Origin of the sequence: Mycoplasmopsis canis PG 14 (genome assembly GCF_001553195.1) — a bacterium.
Lineage (GTDB): Bacteria > Bacillota_I > Bacilli_A > Mycoplasmatales > Metamycoplasmataceae > Mycoplasmopsis > Mycoplasmopsis canis.
In genome coordinates, this window is record NZ_CP014281.1 from 783118 (window position 1) to 804345 (window position 21228).

General features: G+C 28.1%; 5 protein-coding genes. 2 read left to right on the forward strand and 3 right to left on the reverse strand.

Features of this window, described 5'->3' with window-relative positions; translation table 4 throughout:
• The first annotated feature begins 38 nt into the window (after positions 1-38).
• Positions 39-3539 (forward strand): hypothetical protein, encoded by a 3501-nt coding sequence (locus AXW82_RS03130; protein ID WP_004795235.1) that lies wholly within the window; start codon positions 39-41, stop codon positions 3537-3539.
• A 70-nt stretch (positions 3540-3609) separates the two neighbouring features.
• Here the strand turns inward: AXW82_RS03130 and AXW82_RS03135 are convergent, their stop codons facing one another.
• Together AXW82_RS03135 and AXW82_RS03140 are read right to left on the reverse strand one after the other, a co-directional pair.
• Positions 3610-9780, reverse strand: coding sequence for a beta-N-acetylglucosaminidase domain-containing protein (locus AXW82_RS03135; protein WP_004795232.1), 6171 nt, complete (start codon positions 9778-9780; stop codon positions 3610-3612).
• 101 nt (positions 9781-9881) lie between these two features.
• Positions 9882-19358: a GA module-containing protein gene (locus tag AXW82_RS03140; protein ID WP_004795231.1), complete on the reverse strand. Its 9477-nt coding sequence runs from the start codon at positions 19356-19358 to the stop codon at positions 9882-9884.
• A 441-nt stretch (positions 19359-19799) separates the two neighbouring features.
• Between AXW82_RS03140 and rpmG the strand changes: the two genes are divergently transcribed.
• Entirely contained in the window at positions 19800-19952 is a 153-nt protein-coding gene (gene rpmG, locus AXW82_RS03145) for a 50S ribosomal protein L33 (protein WP_004795228.1), read from the forward strand.
• A gap of 112 nt (positions 19953-20064) precedes the next feature.
• On the opposite strand, the gene AXW82_RS03150 is transcribed toward rpmG, so the two are convergent.
• Positions 20065-21162, reverse strand: coding sequence for a hypothetical protein (locus tag AXW82_RS03150; RefSeq protein WP_004795224.1), 1098 nt, complete (start codon positions 21160-21162; stop codon positions 20065-20067).
• Between the last annotated feature and the right edge of the window lie 66 nt (positions 21163-21228).

Genomic DNA, 21228 nt, shown 5'->3' on the forward strand with positions numbered 1-21228 from the left:
AACCAAAATAAATAGACAAAATTTGATAAAATTATCCTATGAATAAAAAAAGAAAAATAATTATCATAGGAGCATTATTAGGAACTGCAGCTGTTGCTGGTATTGGGGTTACTACTGCTCTTTTAAGTAAAAATAAAAATGTAAAAGAAATAAATATTGAGGGAGTTAGTTTTAAAAATGTAAAACAAAATTCATTTGAAATTGAATTTAATGCATTTCATATTAGTGAAAGGGATTTGATTACAATTTTCTTAAATGAGCAAAAAATAGAATTTAAATTTAATGATTTAAAACAAATTAGCAATGATAGATTTAGCTTGTCAATAAGCAACTTAAAAAGTGATACAAAATACACTTTATCTAAGATAGAAATATCTAAAAAAGTATTTACTTTTAATAATAAATTTATTAATACATTAAAAGAAGATAAAAAAGATCCAAATGAAAAAAGCGTAACAATAAATGGTGAAGTTGATATTTTAAAAGTTGATTCTACAAGTTATAAAATATCAATTCCTGTGCAAAATGAAAAAAGCGGAAACTATAGTATTAAATTAAATGACATTTTAGTAAATGGGCAGTTAGAAGAAGGGAAGGTTGTATTTAAAGCTTCTAATCTAGCCGCAAATACAAAATATACATTAAATGAGTTTAAGTTTAATGAAGAAAATATTGAGTTACCTAATAAAGATATTTCATTTGTAGTTGAGGGAACAACAACAGAGCAAAATGAATATAATATTAACGTACAAAGAATTACAAAAAATAGCGCTACTGTAATTGTTACATTGGATAATATAGAAAGTGCAAACAATTTTAAATTAGAAGTGGGTGGAAACCAATATAACCAAACTAGAGTTGAGGATAATTCAATAATTTTTCAATTAGATAATTTGAATAAAAATACAAAATACTCTATAACTAAATTGATTAATGTAAATAATGAGTCTAAATCTTTAACTTTCGAAAATCAATTTTTCAACACTTTGAATGAAGAAAATTTTAGTGTGAGAAGTATTGATATTATTGAAAAATCAGATGAAAATGCGAAAGTAAAAATAAATTTTGATACTCATGTTTTTGCTTCTGAGGAAAATAAAACATTTCAACTTGTTGTCTCTGACCCTAAAGACAAAGTTTTAACATATTCTTCTGATGATTATAATAGCGAAAATGGATCAATAACCTTTGAACTAAATAATTTAGAATTTAGTTCAAACTATGAAATAAAAAATCTTTTTATAAATAATAAAAACATTTCGATTAATAATTCAAATAAAACTGGATCAAATTGATTAAATGACTCACAAGACCTTGTTTTTTCAACAAATTTTTATAGTAAAGAAATAACTTTTGCTTCGTTTTCATCTTCTATAGATACTTCTTCAAGAGGAAAATTAATATTAAATTTTGAAGAAATTACTAATATGTTCGAAATGAAAGAAGATAGTTATCTGTTTAAAATTGAATTTAGAAATAAAGAAAATAATAAGACATTTTATTCTTGAGCAGATCTAGGAAAAGATAAAAATAATAATCTAAAAAATATAAGTTTTGATTTAGTTGATAAAAATAGTTTTGATTATGAATCCGAAGAAAATTTATATGAATTACCAAAAAATTCGAAATTGGAAATTTTATCAGCGAAAATCGATAAAAGTGATAATTTAGATGTTTTAGACCCTAGAATAACAATTCGCTTTATCGGAAGTGAAAGCGAAATTAACACTGACTTAACATTTGATAAATACAAAAATACATCATTAAGTTATGAAAAAAGCAATAAGACACTAAGTGTTTCAACAACAATTGAAAAAGTAGATTCATCTCAACCTAATTCTGTTCAGTTTGAATTACTATCTGACTTTGGTGCTTCATGAACTTTAAATGCTAATAAAAATGAAAACAATTTATGAAGCGCTAATATCGATCAATTAGATTTTAATGGAAAAATATATTTATCAAGAGTGCTTATAGATTCAAAAAATCTAAGAATAGATTCTGATAATAAGGGAACCATTGAAATTACCAACACCACAGCCGATCAACCTATTGAAATATCAAATATTAGCGCAAGTAGAGATCAAGAAAATAATAATTATTCAATTATTTCATTAACTTTAAATAAAGTCATTAAAGAACTAGATGGCTATGTTACTCACCAACCTTTACTAAAAATATTTGAAGAAAATGATCAAAATAATTTAATTAGTGCTGACTTTATTTCAAAAGAAAGTAATACTTATAAATTTAAAGTATTTTTAAACCCTAACCGTTCATATAAAATAAAATTTGCTAATATAAATGATAACTACTTATATAGCGATATATCATTTAATGTTTCTGCTGCAAATAATGAAGAAAAAACAGTAGATCAACTAAATGCAGAATTAAGTAAAATTACTTCACTTAATATGAAGCAAATGTGATGGGCTTATGGAGCTAAGCAAAAATTAATAAATAAATCTGCGTTAATGAATCTAACAAACTTGTCAAGCGCAATTAACATTAATGATAATGTTGATGTTTTAATTGATACAGCTTTTAATAAATACGATGATATATTTGGTAAGTTAAGTATTCGGCTAAAATTAACATCCGGGTCAGATTCTACAGATTTTAAAGAAATTACTATAAATAATTTATTTTCTAAAAATTACTTTAGAACATTTGATCATAATCCTGATTTTTATAATCAAATTATTAAAGTTTCTAAAGAAGGAAGCGTTAAATTAACATCTGATTTTGACTCTTTATTTGGAGAAGAATTTAATGATACTAATGATTTAGCTCATAGTTTTGGAAATCCTGTAAAATGAGTTGAATTAAAAAATACTAATTTATCACAATTCTTGGATATTGATGAAAGATTTAGAAGTTACGATGACTCTAAATTTACAATTTATTTTGTTAAATTTAGTGACATAAAAAATGTTTACGAACCACATCAAACCACTCAATATGCTATGCAAGGATTCATGAATTATAGAATAAACTTTTGATTTGATAATTACGATGCAAATAATAAAAACCTAAAGCCTGAATCAAAATACAAAGACGCTTCACCTGCTATGATTATTGGTGGATTTAACGGAACTGAAACAAATATAAATAAAGATTTATGACGTAGCATTCATAAGAACTTAACCGAAAATTCAATTCGTGAGTGAAATGAATTTAATAGTAAATATGGATTCAATCAAAAATCTAAGTCAAAAACTATTGATGAAATTATTTCTGAAATAAACGATATTCAAGATAAAGAACAAAAATGAAAAAAATTACTTGAGTACTCAAATTTAAAAGCAATTATTGACCCAACAGTCTTTTTTGTTAAAAATTCATTTAACCCACCAATAGCTAAAGACTTTTTTAAGTTTGAAGTAACCTCTCTTGAAAAAGTTACTTTAGGCCAAAATAATTACTTAAAAGTAAATTTTGTTATTAAATCTATTTTAATTTCATCAAAACATAAAAACTATGATAATTACAACATTATCCATAATAAAGAATTATCTGTCCACTTACTTAAGAAATAATACTTAATAAGTTAAAATAAAAAAACGTATCTCACCATTTTTTGGCTGTATACGTTTTTTTGTTCTTTTTTTACTTTTTATTTCTTTTGAAAATAAATGTATAAACAATACCTGAAATAATTAAGATAGAACTTATTGAAGCTCCCATAATTAATCCTAATTTTGAAACTTTTTTATTATCATTATTTTTATTTTTAGGAGTTTCGATTGGTTTTGCATTTTCTTGTTTGATTTTTTCTAATAAGAATTCAAGATCTGAAATACTATTAGCGTCCTTAAGATTCTTCTTAAATAAAGAAACTTTTCTTTCATTCTTTACTTTAAGTAGTTCTTTTTCTATTTCTTGTACTAGTTCATTTTTGATTTCGTTAAGGATTCTTTCATTGAGATCTTCATAATCTTTTTCGTTATCAATACTTGCAATTAAATTGCTTAAAACATTTTTTGCTTCACTATTTTTAACACGTGACACAAGATTATTTAATTTATTTTTAAAGTTCTCAATTTTTCTAGATGCTTCTTGTTTGATGATTTCATTTTGTATTAAATCAATAATATTTGAAACATCTGCTACAGTTGTTGCATTCTCTATTTTTTCAGCAAAGTCTTTTTTATCATCTAATGAATTTAGACTATTTTTTGCTTTTCTTTTTGCTTCATTAAGTTTTGTTTCATCAAACTTAAGACCTTCTTTTGCCTCATTGAATTTAGATGTTAATAAATCGATTTGCTCTGGGGAAACATCATCTAAATTAATTACACTTTTAATTTCATTAACTATAGAAGCGTATACTTCGAATGTTTCCTCAGTAAAAAGTTTGTCCTCATTATCTCTAGTGTTCTCAACTAATGTTTTTAATGAATTTATTTTTTCATCTCTATCACTAATTGCTTTAAAAGTAGTTTCTTGTAATTGATTTAGAATAGTTCTAACTTGAACTTCTGTAACATTCTCTGCTTCAATAATTTTATCTAGTTCTAATATTTTTTCACTCAATGGTTGAGATAAATTATTTCAGTTAAATCCATAATTATCTATAAAAGGATATGATTTAGTTTCTTTAAATGAATTGTATTCATTGATTAAAGCACCTAACTCAGTTTTTTCTAACTGATCGAATAATTTATTGAACTCTTTATTTAAATCCGCATATTGAGTTGGGCTTATTGAATTATCAGAAAGCTTTTGCTTAATTTCATTAACTTTTTGTTGCAATGTTAAATAACTTTGCTCTGTGTAATTATTTTTAATTAGTTTTTCAAATTTAGCAACATTTAATTCTGCAATTTGCTGATTTAATTTTGAATATTCTAAAGCACTTCTTGCGTTTTCAACATTTCTTTTAAGTTCATCTAGTTTGTTTTGTGTTAAATTTTCTGTTTGAGTTAGCTCGTGTTTAATTGCGCCAAGAGCTTTATTATATTCGAAGAATGAACTATCTGTATATGATTTATCTTCATTATTTAAAGCTGATGAAACAATTTCTTCAAGTTCTCTTTTATCTGCTTTAACTTGAGCTTCGTTAATAGCTCTTTGCAATGCTCTTTTAGCGTTATCAACTGTTTCTTGTGTGACGCTTGCAGAATCTAATACACTATCTGCAGTCGCTTTCTCTTTATTAAATTTATCTTTTGATAACTGAATTCAATTTTCAAAACCAGTTGGTACTGTTGAAGAAAGAACTCTTAGTTCTTCTTTATTTACTTGAACATTATTTTTTTCTACATAACCTAAAACTTCGGTAATAATCGGTTTTTTATCTGTTCATGAAAAATTAAATCCAACTATTTTCATGCCTTCTTCTTTAGGTAAATTGAATGAAGTTACTGAGTTAGATAAAACACCTAAAGAAACTTCTTTTTGAGTGGATGTAGTTGTATCATATACGATAGCCTTTATTGTTGTGTTGATTCCTGATTCACCTTCAGAAATTACTCTAAGGTTTTTTCCAACAAATTCTTCTGGATCAACATTTAGTGTTACATTTCCGTTGCTTTTAGCTGGTTTATATGAAGTATCAAAATTGTTATCTAACATATTCTCTGGTCTTGACTTAGCATCGATTTCAACAAAATTCTCCCCATCAAATCTAGGATCTGTTTCTAAGGAAATATATTCTCCTCTATTAACTACAATTTCATTAATAATAAGTGCTCTTGTTGGGTAATTATTTTTAATAAGTAGTTTAATATATCTAGCTTTTTTGTTTGCTATATTGTCATTGCCTCAATATTTGATATTTGGGTAATTTGAATCAACTTGACCATATCCAGAAGCTTGCAATGTTCCATTAAATGTTTCAGATCCTGCATCGTTGATACTAAATACAGTTTCATATTCACCATCTTGAGCATTACTTATTTGAACATCTATATTTCTAGGAAAATCAACTGTATTATCAGAAGTATAAATTCTTAGAGAATGTAAATCCACTTCTGTCCCTAAGTCATAAATAGCATAATTATTTGCCGAAGGGTTACCACCAAATTTTGTTTGAGATCTAAGGTCAGTATCAAAAGCATTACCATTATACCTTGTATCTCCTCATGATGAGTTAGTAGGAATATTAGAAGTTACTAATCTACCAAAAATTGCTTTAGGTTCAGTTATCACAGTTAATTTGTTAAATGGAACAGAAATAGGTTGTTCAGAAGTATTTTGAAGCATTATATATCTAAAGTTTCTTTTTTCTGGTAAATTAGATGGATCAAGATCAATTCATGTATAACCTGAAATAGAAGCTTTTAACTTAATGTTTTCTGTTTCAGTAAATGATGCTTCAACAGATTTTATTTTATATAAATCTTTAAGATCAATACCTAAATAACCGTTTGCAGGAATTTCGTAGTTTGTAGTTTCTGTTTCTTTATCTTTTGTTCAAAGCTTAAATGTATCTTCATCTTTTAGTGTTAAAAGATGAGAATTTTCTTGAATAGTTGTGTGTAAGTATTTAGAACTAGGTGTTTCTCTATCTGTAATATCGACAGATTTTAATTTTCATCATGTAGTTGTATTTCTGTTTGAAATAATGCGAATTCCGGTCATTACACCAGCATTTGATGGGACTTTAAATATTTTTTCGGTTTCTCCACCATCAAATGATAACTCGCCTAAATCTGTAACTTCACCATTAAACAATTTTTGTACTTTAAGGTGCGACATTTTGTCACCTGTATCTTGTAATATCCTAATAGAACTAATTTCTTTAGGTATCCCAAAAAGCACATCTATACCATCACCGTTTTGAATATTTTGACCATTATTTCTTGACATTCAAGCTAATGAATTGTCATCACCATCTAATATGTATCTGAGTCTGTTATTTCTAGCTCTATCATTTATAGCGGCATTTGTAGCTATGTTAATATTATGTCCACGAATAGAATTAGGTAATATAAGACCATTTTGTGGCCCGCCAGCTTTAAACGTACCTAGCCTTCATCATACTTGTACTTTTTGTTTATTGACAATTCTTAATTTATTAGTTACAGCATATCCAGAAATAATTTGTTTAAGAGAGTTATCAATGTTGGCTGAACCAAATTTCTTTCAAGTAGATGAACTCTTATCTCAATATTGAACTTCAGCATTTCTTAAAACATCATTAGAACGGCTACTTCCTTGCTCGATTAAAACTTTAGTTATAACTTTTTCTTCATCATATTTAATTGCTAATGTCGATTCTTGATCAATGAAATCTTTCCCCTGCCCTGTTTTTAATCATCATTCTGATGAATGATTATTGTCCAAAATATTACTCTGTGATTGACCTGCATTAACTAAAGTTGTATCATCATTGCTTATTGTTGCTCCAGAATAGTAAGTTGGAACAATATTTATTTCTCCTTTATTTACAAGAAAATTCTTTAATCTTAATCAACCATTATCATTGTTATTATTTGTTGTAGATGTTGAAATCAATCTAATAGCAACAACATTTTCAATATTTAAAGATGAAACTTCATAAGGCGAAACATCATTTCTAGGCTTGGATATTTCGGATGAACCTTGCACTTGTTGTCAATCGGCAGAACCTTCTAGTTTGTACTCAAATCTTGCATTGTAAAAGTGATCTGTACCACCAGCCATTTGAATAAATATATCTTTTAAATTAATTGGCTTATTAAAGTCTGCTTGAATGTAATCATTTGTTTGAATCTTGTTATTACTTCTTTTATATATAACATCAGAAGTATTCAATGGATCCAATGCATTTTCTGCAGGTGCACCAGTTGAATTGCCTAAGTTTGATGTAATTGTTGTTACTAATTCAACTCCATCTGGATTTAAAGTTTCAGATTGTTTATCAGACATAAATTTAAGGATTTTAGATGCAAATGGTTGAATGTGTTGCACACCTACTTCTGCATATTCTATATGATTTAAGTATAAAAAACCATTTGAAGTTCTAGCTTGAGAAATTAATTCTTTAGCATCTGCTAAATAATCACTAAAATCAGAAACGTTATTTGATTTTAATTCTTTTAACGCATCAATAGCTTTAACTAACCCCTCAAATAATTGATGCGCTGAATTAATTCATGGATTCATTTGGTCGAATAATCTTCTATTTACGGATGTTTCTTTAAGTGTTTTAGCATGGTTATGAAGCTCTAAAAACTCAGTTCTTAAAGTATTTAACTCATCTTCGGTATAACTTAAATCATTTAGTTTATTTAATAAAGTTGTTAATTTTGGAGCTAATTCTACTGATTCTTGAAGAGCAACAACTCTGTTATCCATATGCTGATTAATCATATGTTTTGACAATTCACGTAATGCACGTGATTCATCATTTTCAATTAAAGAATTATTAGCCACATATTTAAATGAATCATTATAAACATTATTAATGTGTTCATCTGTTTTTCAAATGTTTCATGAATATTCTGCACCACCAAAAATAGCTACTTTAGATGGTTCATTTTGTTGCATTGGGTTAAATATTATCCCTTGCACTTTTTCAGGGTCAACATTCTTATGTAAAAACTCTTTATAACCGCCCATTATTAAATGGTTTTTTGAATTATCAGAACATGGTCAATTAATTCATAGCAATGGCCCACGTCCAGTGTTGTTTGTAAAATTATTAGTAAAGGTTTCTGAAACTTCTCCCCATATTTTTCCTCCTGTCATTACTATTTGTACTTCTTCAGGGAAGTTTCTAAAATGCGATTCTCCTTGTCCTGCATACTCGTGAACAACGTATGGTAAAGTTACCTTCATATCTGGATATTCATTATTTTTAAGTTCCTTTAATCAAGCAACCATATCTTGTAATAATTTTAGTTGTAAATCTTGATTTGGTTTTGTGAAATCGTCCGCTAAAATACCAATTTGCCTAACTCCGACTTTGATAACTTGCATAAACTTTGCTTTCAATGCTTGAAGATCAGTATCGTATGTATTTTGTTCTAATCTGTTTGATTTAAATGGGTGTAGTGTGTAAATATAACGAACTTTAGTTTTATTACCTTCAATAGCTAAAGGTTTAATTTTATTTTTGAGTTCTTCATCGGTGTAAAGTTCTCTTCACTTATCGATATGTTTCGGGTCATCTTTTGGTGCATAAAAGTAACCATTTAATTTGTAATAACTACCTCACTTCATGTAACTTAGTCTATCATCTGTTGTTCATGGGTTCCCATAGTATCCTTCAATTACACCTCTTGTTTTAATATCAGCATAATCTTCTATTTTAAACTCTTCTATTTCAGTTCCATTTAATTGATTAAAAATATGTCACAATGAAGTAACCCCATAAAAACTTGCATCACTTTCAGAAGCATATAAGGTAATAACATTACTTTGAGAATTTAAAACATAACTATCAGTTTTGTTAAAAATTCCATCTGAAAAAGTAATAGAATTGCTTGATACATAGTCATCTACAAAAGTATCTTTGTTATTCTTTAAACCAATCAAAATATTAGTTTTGTCTTTTACTATTCTTCTTGATTTTTGATAAGAAATATTTTTCAATTTTAATGTTTCTTCAAATCTTGCCACAGTAGCTTCATCAATGCCGTGTTCCAATACTAAATTTATAGAAGGTGTAATAATAAATCTTTTGTTCAAATATTCAATAGAATGTACTGTTGGATATATTTTATACTCTTTATGATTAACTCTGCTTGTAGTTTCTGCTGAACTAGTTGCTTCATTTGTACTAATAAAAGCAACAAGTCCGCTAGATATAGCTGCACTAGCTATAAATTTTATAACTTTTTTAATATTCATTTTTAAACTCCTATTCATTATATATTATAACATATATGGAAATATTTGCATTTAGATGTAATTAACAAAAAAACCAGCAAAAGCTGATTTTTTAATAATAATTAGTTGTTAGGTCAATCGCTTGTAATGAATTCTCTAGGGAAGTGATATGTAGGATGTGGATTAGGGTTATTCATTGTGAGAACTCTTTGGAATCCAGCGGCAATAAATTTATTTCTAATAATGTTTAAAGCATTTGCTCTATCAGTTATTAAAGCAATTTCATTAATTCATTTGTATTTATCATCAGGGTTCATATCACTATCTGCTATATTTCTAACTCATCAGTTAATTATATCGGTTTGGAATAGACCGTTTAGCTCATTACGAACGAATGCATTATTTCCTGTAATTCTAATCAGTGAGTCAGCAACATTCTTTTTAGATTCAATCGTCGGTGCTCTAAGGAAATCTGATAAGTTTGCTTCCACTTGTTGAGAGTATGCAGAATTTCTATCTGCCCCATTTAAAATATTGTCTCTTACAAGACCAACATAGAATCAATCTAATTGAGCTTGTCTTCTTATTGTGAAGTATGTTCCTTTTAAGAAGTCTCTTTCAGCACGTAATCCACCATCTCTATCTTGTGCATTAGTAACATTTTGTTTTGCAATATCAATAGCATTTTGTGGGATTGTACTGTTAAATCCTCTACCATTATTAGCTTTTTCGAATGGTTCTTCTTGTGACTTACTTTGAATTCTATTTTTTATAGGATTTTCTCAAGATCTATCTACATAAGTTTTATCCCAGTATGTATCCAAGTAACTTTGTAATGCTTCTTTAGCTCTTCTATAATCTTGCTGTGTTCTCGCATTTTCTATAAGATTTTCCACTCTTGTATGATCAGAAATTCTTGAATCACTTTCTTTATAAGCTCTTGATTTTCATAAATCATCATATAATTCAGATTTTAAAATACTTCTTAATTCATTATTTCTACCCTCTGCATCATAAGGAACAAACTTCTGTTTAGTTAAATCATTTAACTCGGCTGTTTTTTGTTTATTTATATAAGTTTCGGCCTTATCTAATTCTGAACTTGTTTTAGCTCTTTCAAGTAAATTAGGTAAGTTCTCTATTGTGTAAATAAACTCTTCTCCTGTACCACCTCCAACGTGTTTTTCTTTAATCCCTCCACGGCTTTCTAAATCTCTTTTTATTAAATTATTAAATTCATTTTTTAGACTATTTTTTCTATTAGCTATTTTTGCTTCTTCTTTAATACTATTAAGTTCTGTTGCACTAGTTGCTGCATTGGCTTCATTAGTTAATCTTCCTTTATCGAAAGTTCCATTTGCTATCTTGTTTATTTCTCTAATAGCTTCGTTTCTTTCGTTTGTAAGATCTCTTGCTTTAGCGGCAATTGCTTCTTCTTTAATTCTGTTAACTTCTTCAAGAGTTGTTGCAGAATTCAACCTTGATGTTAAAGAAGATTTTGAAGAGTTAGAACTTGATAATTTATCTACTTCGGTTCTAGCTTCGTTTTTAGCTACATCTAATATTCTTCTATATTCAGTTTCAGCTTCTCTTTTAATTGATTCATATTCTGATTGAGCTAAAGTTGTTGAGTTTAAACGATTTAGCAATCTATTTTTAACATCATTATTTGCTGGTAAAGAGTTAACTTTTTCTCTAGCTAAATTCATTGCATTTGCTTTTGCTGCTATAGCATCAATTTTTGCTAAATTAGCATTATTAGGAAGTCTTGGGTCAGTATTTTGTACTGCATCAACTTCTGCTTTAAGACTATTTCTTTGAGCATCTGTTAAATGTGACATTCTATCTATTTCTGATTTCTTATCAGATTTCTTTGTTAATAGAACTTGATTTTCTAAATTGCTTATTGAAAAATCATCAGTTCTATCTGGTCTTGTTTGATCTAATCTATCTAGTAATCCATGAGTACGCCCAAAATTACTTTCGATTATGTTTTTGTAAGCTGATAAATCATTATGTCATGTTGAAGGTAAAACTCTATTAACTTCTGCGACTGTAGTTGCAGAGTTTAAAAGTCTTTTAATAGCATCTTTTGCTTGACGACCGTTTTCTGTATTTCTATATGGTAAATTGTCAACAGCTGCACCTTTACCTGTCATAGCACTCTTTAACTCATTGATTTTGGTCTCTTTGTTACTTAATTCTTGTAGACTTGTCAATCTATTAATTTCTGACTTTAAAGTTTCTACTGCTGGTACTGAATTTCCTCCTGGGAAAGCAATACTTTTAGCTAGGTTAATTAAATCAACTTTTTTCTTTTCTAAGACTGCTCTTTCTTTTATGTTATTTAATTTAGAAACTTCATTACTTGTATTTACATTATTAAGTTCATCTTGTAATTGTCTTCTAACTTCATTATCGCTTGGTAAATTATTAACAGCGTCTTGAGCACCGTTGTTGTAATCTCTAACAGCAAGTCCTCCTCTTGCAATTTTTAGATTTCTTGATTCATTAAATAATTCAGTTTTAACAGATTCAAGACCTTGAGCATTTAAAACACCTCTTAATCTTCTTTCAAGATCTAATCTTTTAGCGTTTCCTTGAGGTAATTTTGAAACAGCAAGAACTAAAGCTTCCTTGTATATACTATCCATTTCGTCTAATTTATTTTTCTCAGGAAGTTGGTTTTCTCCAGTATTTGTAATGGCATTAATCCTTTGATTAAAACTAGACTTTTCACTATTTTCTAAATTTTCTAAGTTGTTAACTAAAGCAACAGCTCTATTTTTCTTGGTTAAAAGAATTTGATTATTTAGTTCACTTACTGTAGAAGTCGTATCTGTTGGATGAGTTTTATTTAATCTTGCAACTAAACCACCATTTCTTCCAAAGTGTTCATAAAGAGTATTTTTATATTTCTCAACCTTGTCACTTCAATCATCAGGTAGAATTTCATTCACTCTTGAAGCAGTAGTTGCTCGATCTAATGCGGCTTTAAGAGAATTTTTTGCTTCGGCATTGTTATCTGGGTAAGGCAATGAATCAATTGCTGTTTTCTTAGTTTCAATTAAATTCTTAAGTGCAGTAATTTCAGTTTCTTTTTCTCTCAATGCTTCATCAGTAGTTAGTGCTTGTACTTGAGCCTTTAATGTATTTTTTGAATTTAAAGCCTCAGTTCCTTCAGGGTGCGGATATCCAATTGAATCGATAATTGATTTAATTTGTTCTTTTTTGTTTTGTAAGCTTGCTTCAGCTTTAATGCTGTTAATTGCATCTTCGCTATTAGCTTCATTTATTCTTCTTACAAATTCACTCTTTTGAGTTTGGTTTAAATGTGATAACTCATGTTTCACAAAATCTATTGCTCTTGCTTTTTTAATTAATAATTCAATAGGTGTAAAATCATCTAAACTATCAACTCTATTAAGTGCAGCTCTTATATTATCTAAACTTGTTGTCTCCCTAATTGTTTGTATGTCCTGTCTAATTTCTGCCATTTTTCTCTTAAGACTTTCATTTTCTTGTCTTCTTGCGTTTATAGCTTCTAAATTAGGGGATTGATCAATCATATTCTTTAGAGTGTTTATAGCTGTTGCGGCTGATGTATTATCTGGATAAGCAATAGTATCAACGTGAGCTTTCGCATTTTCTTTTTGAGCTTTTAGAATAACTTCATCTAACTTACGCATCTTTGTATCAAAATCAGCAATTGGTTGTGTTTTTTCACTTGCAGGTATAGTTACCGCTTCTGCTTTTAGATTAGTTTTTTCGGTGGTATTCAATGAATCTAAAGCATCTATTAAAGGATTAAGGGTGAATTGTCTTTTTGTTTCATAAAGATTTCACATTAATTCATTTTCATCTTGTTGATTAGAACCATCTAAAGCATTAATTCTTCTCTTTAATCCGTATTCCTTTGCATCAGAAGGGAATGGATTTAATGTTGTATTTAAAATACCAGTATATTTTTCAAGTTTAGAAGAAAGGTCCGCAGACACTAATTGATCAATATCTGATTTTTCTGTTAAATTATTTAACCTTGATTTTAAGCTATTTGCTCCTACACTATTTGCACCATCAGGATAAGGTAATGCATTAATAGCAGCTACAGTTGTTGAGATGGATGAATGGAGCTCTTTCACTTTAGCTAGTTTTTCTTCAATTTCTGCATTACTATTTAAACTTCTTGCTTCATTAATTAAAGTTGTTTTAGCAGCAGCTCTTTGATTAGGGTAAGGCAATGCATTAATAGCAGCTTCTAAATCTTCTCTTTTTGCACTTGTTAAAATATTTTGCATTTCAGAAGATGATTTATTATTAAGATCATTAATTAAACTAGTTTTTCTATCTTGTGATAAGTTTTCTAATGCATTAATTTTATTTGCAACATCAGTTTTTTCAGCTTCTAATATTTCATCTATTTTTCTAGATAAACTATCTAATTTTTCTATAGTTTCAGAAGAGTTTAGTTCATCATTCAATCCACTTTGTTTATTCGGCGAAACTTTATTAATTTTATTGACTAAATCTAAAACCTTATCATTTATATCATTTAATCTATTATTTCATTCAGGTAAATTTGTTCCGGTTTCAATAGATGAAATTATAGATTTAACCGCTGCAGATTCAGTACCTGCAGGATAAGGCAATAACTTAGCACGTTCTTTTAATCTATTAACCTCACCAGCTTGGAATTCTTGTTCTGATTGTGTTTTTGCACTTTCAATGTTGCTTAATAACAATCTAAATTCTTCTTCTGTATCCGCTCTATCCAATTCATCTTTAAGGACTTGTTTTCTGCGATTTGCTTCATCGACTGAAATATTATTATTATTATGAATTTCATCTATTTTTTGCAATGCATTAGCAATTTTGTCAGGAAGAGCATCAATATCTGAAGTTAGTTGATTCAATTTAGTTTCATCATCTGCATTTTCAATTCTTCTAAACAAGTCTGAAATTGCGGTAACAATATTATTGTTTGTTGAATTTTTACCTGGATAACCTAATTCTTTAGCTTTTTTTCTTAATTCTTCTTTTTTAATATCAAGTTTTACAGATTCAACACCAGCTACATCAGTTTTTGTTGCTAATATTTTAAATAATTCATTTTTAGCTTCTTGATCATTTAAAGAATTAATTGAGTTTTTAAGTTCATTCAATTTTGTCTTTAAATTTCTTAATTCTTCTTCTTTTCTATTTAAATCTGTAGATGGTGTATTATCAATACTGTTTGAAATTGAATTAATAGATCTTTCGATTAAGGAAACTACTTCTGGAGTCCTTGAAGAACCTTCATCAACATAATCACTGACGATTATTATTGTTTTTAAAAGATCTTTATTAGCTTCAATTTTTGCATTCTCAACAATAGAATCTACATTTAAATAATTATCTGCTGCGTTAATTAAATCTTTGAATTTATTCTTGTTTGTTTCGGTTAAGTTAGGGATTTGATCAATTTCTAATTTTCTTTTTTCTTTATATTTTTCTTTAGCGGCATTAATTTTTTGCATTAAATTCGCAAATTCTTCTACTTCATTTGATTTTCTTAACTCTTCTATTAAATTAACTGGGTCTGAGCCTTCTGTTTCCCTGAATGCTGTTTTATATTCTTCTGGAATCTTATTTAATTCCTCCTTAGCAGAAGCTATAGATCCTCTTATTCTATCTAAATCATTTAAAACTTGATCCATCTTCTCGTTTGTACCGTCAGCATAAATAGACTTAATATCATTAATAGCTTGCGCATCATTTGCGCCGGTTACTTCATTACCATCAGAATTAGGGTAAGCTAATGCTTCAACTAATCTATCAAGATTTTCTTTTTTATTAGCAGTATTCTGTTTTGCGATAGCTGAATCAAGCATATTGTTTAATTCAGTAAATTCTTCTGGAGTATCTGCTTCATTAAATTTTGTTTTGATTTCTTCTGTTTGATTAGCTTCAGATAAACTATCATATTTTTCTTTTGCTTTAATTAATTCAGAAGCAATCTCACCAATTTTAGTTTCAAATTCACCAGCTTTTTCTAATGTTGTTGGAGCTTCTTCAGTATCAGTTGCATTAATTCTTGTAATAACATCTTGAACCCCTTGAGCAGCTGAACCATTTAAATATGGTAATCTTTTAGCTCTTTCTTCAAGATCTTTTTTCTTATCAAGTAATTTAGCAGCATCTACAATAGCTTTAATTTCGTCATATGTATCAACATCTGCGACGTCTATTGCATCTTTCTTAGCTTGTTTTTCATCCTCTGTTAAGTGAGATAATTTATCAATCTCTGCTTTTGCATTTGTTTTGTCAGCAGCTTTTGCTTCACTTATTGCTGTATTTAGTAATGTAAATTCTTCATCAGTATTTATATTAGCATCTTTAATTAAATTAGATTCGTTTAATTTAGCATTAACTTCAGCTTGTTTTTCAGGAGAAAGTTTAGTGATTTCTGTCTTAGCTTCGTTAATTTTATTTGTTAGTGTTTCAAATGTATCTGTTATCTCTTTAACTTTTGCTAACTTCTTAAGTTCAGTATCTAAAGAAGGGTCATTTTTGATCTCATCAATTTTATTGTGGATTTCTATAATAGCAGGTACATCTACTCCACCAGGATAAGGCAATAATGATGCTTTAGCTTTCGCAATAGCATATTGATCACCTTCTTCAATTGCTTTTTGTAAAGCCGCTTTAGCTTTAATTTCTTCTAATTGTTTTTTCTTCTCATCTAATTCTGATTGTTCATTTGTTGCGTTTTGAATAGCATTTACTTCTAAAGTTAAAGTGTTATTTTCGTCATGGTTCTTAATGTTAGCAATTTCTCTTAAAACCTCTGCTTTTTTAGAAATAACTTCTAATGCAAGGATATTCCCAGCTGATTCAATAGCTTTATTAAGTTTAGTTTTTTCAGGGTTACTTTCTTCAAGAGCCGCTAAATCATCTGAACCTTTTACCGCTTCTTTTTTAGCGTTAAAGATAGAATCAGCATCAGATTTTATTTTTTTCAATTCATCTTCTGTCACATTTTTAGCATTTGCTTTTTCTAATAGTCCTTCGTATTCTTGTGAACCTTTTGTTTTTTCAACTGAAGCTAGAGCTTCTTTTTTAAATTCATTTAACGCTTTATTCGCCTGGTTTTTAATATATTCTAGCTCGTTATCTGATTTATTTTTATCTTCAAGTTCTTTTAATAATTTTTCTTTTAAAGGATTATTACCAGAAAGTTTAGCTACTGCATCTTCTGCTTTCTTTCTGTTGCTTGTTCCGTTTTCTTCTTCAGCCTTTGCTTTGATTGCATTGTATTCATCTTCTGTTGTAGCATTTGCTAACTCAGATTTTAATTCTTGTTTTTTAACAGGATCTTTAATTTTTTCAATTTCAGCTTCTGCTGCTTTTTTAGCTTCTTCTAAATGAGCTTCTGCTTCTTTTAAGATTTCCAACACTTCTCTTGGTTCTGAAGCACTTTTTAAATCAACTTTTAATTTATCTTTTTGAGGTCCGTCAGAAAGTTTATTGATTGTGTCTTTAGTTTTATCTTCTAAAACATCAAGTAAAATAGCATTATTTACTTCTTTTGAAGTAGCATCAAAGTTAGCTGATGTTGCTTCATCAACTTTTGTTTTTAATTCTTCTTTTTTGTTTTCAGGTAATGTAGAAGCATCAATTTTATCTTTAAGAGATTTTTTGTTAGCAGCTAGTTCTGCTTGAGCTTTGATTTCATTTCTTGCTGCTTCTTTAATTTCATTAATTTTTTCTTCAGTTGTAGCATTTGTTAATTGATCTTTTAAATCTTGTTTTTTAGCTGGGTCAGTGATTTGGTCAACTAATGATTCTGCTTCTTTTTTGTTTAATTCTAGAATTTTCTCAGGAGTTTGATCTTTATTCAATTCTGCATCAACTTCTGATTTTGTTGTATCAAAGTTAGCTGATGTTGCTTCATCAACTTTTGCTTTTAGTTCATTCTTTTTATCAGCATCTAATGTAGAAGCATCAATTTTATCTTTAAGAGCTTTTTTGTTAGCAGCTAGTTCTGCTTGAGCTTTGATTTCATTTCTTGCTGCTTCCTTAATTTCATTGATTTTTTCTTCAGTTGTAGCATTTGCTAATTGATCTTTTAATTCTTGTTTTTTAGCTGGGTCAGTGATTTGGTCAACTAATGATTCTGCTTCTTTTTTATCTAAATCTTTTGATTGAGCTTCTTTTCCTGCTCTTTCGTATGCAGCATAATTTAATGCATCATTTTTAATCGCTTCAATCTCTGCTTGTGTTTTTGCTTTTGCTAATTCTTCGTTTAAAGCATTTTTCTTATTAGTGTCTTCAATTGAGTCAATAACTTTTTTCGCTTCTTTTCTAGAATCATCAAGAATTTTTTCAGCTGCGTCAATAACCCCTAAAATATCTTCGATTGAGTTGCTTGAATCAAGTTTATTTTTTAAGTTATTCTTTATTTCCCCATCTTTTAATAACTCTACGACTTCTTTGGCTTTATTTCTAATGTTTGATTCAGCAATAGCGTTATTAACATCATTTTCAGCCTTTATTGCAGATTCTAAATCATTAACTTTATTAACTTGTTCTTTTAATCTTTCTTTTCCTGCAGCACTTAAATTGCTTGATTCATCAATCTTAGCGATAAGCGCTTCTTTTTTAGCATCAACAAAAGCTTGATTTTTAATAGTATCTTCTACTTCTTTTTTAAGTTCTGCAACTTCTTCAGGAGTTGAGGTACTGCTTAACTTATTAGTTAATTCTTCTTTTTTAGAAGAATCAGTAACATTAGAAATTAAATCTTCTACTTCTTTTTTGTCTAATGCTAAAAGCTCATCAGCATTATCTGTTGATGATTTGATTTTATCATTAACTTCTTTATTAACTGAATCAAAATTAGTAGATGTAGCTGCATCCACTTTTTCTTTTAGTTTATTCTTTTCTGTATCAGATAATTTTGAAGCATCGATTTTGTTTTTTAATGCGTCTTTTTGCGCTTTTAATAAGTCTTTTTCACCTTGACTTAACAATTCTTTTTCAGCTTCAGCTTTGATCTTATCAACAGATAAAATATCATCAGCTTTTTCAAGTTCTTTTAAAAGTTTATCTTTTAAAACTTGATCTTGAATTTTGTCTATAAGTTTTTTAGCTTCAGCCTTTTCAGTATTGATGTCTCTACCTTTTTGAAGTGCTAAGGCTAGCTTTGCATCATCATGAACTTTCTTACGTTCAACGTAATCTTTAGCTTCATCTAATCTCTTTAAAAACTTTTCTCTAATTGGTGAAGAATTGAGTTGATTAATAACGCTTTTAATTTCGTTTGTTTCTTCATTAATTTTATTTTCTAAATTATTTAATAAATCAGAAATTGCTTGTCCATTTGATTTTGAATATGAACCATATTTTGGATCATTAATCTTGTTTTCAAAATCTTTTCTATCTTTTTCCGAAATAACTAAATTAATTTTATTTTTAATTTTATTTTTAAGTTCTTCGTAATTTTTAGCATTAACCTTGTGCTTTTGTCTTAATAGCACTCAAGTAGCTGTAGCTGTCGAGGCTAATAACGCAACACCTGATAAAGCTAAAAATATAGCTTTTTGTGTTTTGGTTTTCATAACACACCTTTCTTAATTTTTTATAATTTTATATATTTTAATTATAACGTGCTATAGTATAGCACTTTTTTTAATTTTTAATATACCCTATTTTTCTTGCTGAAAATATCTTAAAATGCTATAATAATTTAATTTTATTGTCTGTGAAAATTCTCGTAAAACACTTTAAATATATAATATTATGAAAATATTTCTATTTTTAAAAAAGTTTTAAATTAAAAGGTGATAATGTCTATATTTAAAAATAAAAAAATTGTTTTTTATGAAAAATCTATTTTTATACTTTTTTTATGAAAAAATAAACCAAGCTTTTTAAAAATCATAAGGACTAAATAATTGATTTTAAAAAAGTTGGTGATCTTATAAAAAATAATTGAAAAATTAGTTTTTTTAATATATAATATAAAACATATACACTTATAAAAATATAAAGGAGCAAATATGGCAAGAGAAGGATATACATTAGCATGTCAAAATTGCAAAATGGAAAACTATATTTCTAAGAAAAATAAAAAGAATCATCCTGAAAAAGTTGAATTAACTAAATACTGTTCAAGATGTAATGCTCACACAAATCATAAAGAAAAAAAATAAACATATATAAAACACTCGAACTTCAAGTTTGAGTGTTTTTTATCTCCCCAAAAACTTTTTTAATGAATAAAAAAACAAAGCATTGTAATACTTTGTTTTTTTATTTTAAAAATTATTCATCTAATTCAAGATCAACTGTATTGTTATCACCTGGTTCTGTTATAGGATTTAAGCTTTCTGGGTTAACGTCTTTGGGATCTACTACATCACCAAGATAGCCATAAATAATTGTTGGTTTTGTTTCTTTTTTAGGTTCAACAACTGGTTCTGTTGGTTCGATAATAGGAACATCTAAGTTACTTGTATTAAGATGAGGATTTAAAACAGTTTCAGAATCCTTTTCTAGATTTTTTAATAAAGGTAGGTTCTCCGCTTCTTTTTCAGCTTTGTCTCTATCTTCTTTATCTTTTAAAGGATCCAATTCAATATCCACACCTTCAGGTTCTTTTATTTTTGGATTTATATTATTTACGTCAAGATTTTTTAAATCATCTTCTGTTAGTCTACGAGCCCCTATCTCTTCGTCGGTTCCTGTAGCGTTCGGGATAGAATCGTAAGTAGGTTCTGGTTCTTTTTCTAAGACTGGTTCTTCAAATTCTTCAACTTTAAAATGTGGGTTAAGATTGATTGATAAATCATCTTTGGGTAAAGTGTTAACAGGAGGGAGTTTCTTGCTTTCTTCCTCTGCTTCTTTAATTAATTCTAATTCTGTTTTCGCAGGATCTAAGTCAATATCTAAGGTTTTTAATTTATCAAATTGTGGATTGATATTATTTACGTCAAGATTTTTTAAATCATCTTCTGTTAGTTTACGAGCCCCTATCTCTTCGTCGGTTCATCTTGCGTTTTGGATGGGTTCAGTTGGTTCTTCTTCTTTTTTAGTAGCGTCTTCGAAAATAGGCTCTTCAAATTTATTTTTATCTAAATGCGGGTTAAGATCTACACTTGCATCATCTTTGGTTAACGATTCAATTGAAGGCAATTTTTTAGCTTCTTCTTTTTCTTTTTTAAATGGGCTTTCAGTTTCTTTATCAGCAGGCGCAGGATTTAATGGTTTAGCAGGATCTTTTGCATGATCATTTGGTTGTTCTTCTTTTTTAGTTTCAGGGTTTTTAATTTCATTTGGATTTGTGCACGAAATAGTAATCGGTATCAAAATACTGCTTGATGTTAATGTTAGTAAATAAAACGGCTTTTTTATTTTTTTCATAATAATTTTCTTTCTTAATATAAAACTTAAGTAAATCAAAGTTAATTTACAATTAAATTTTATTAC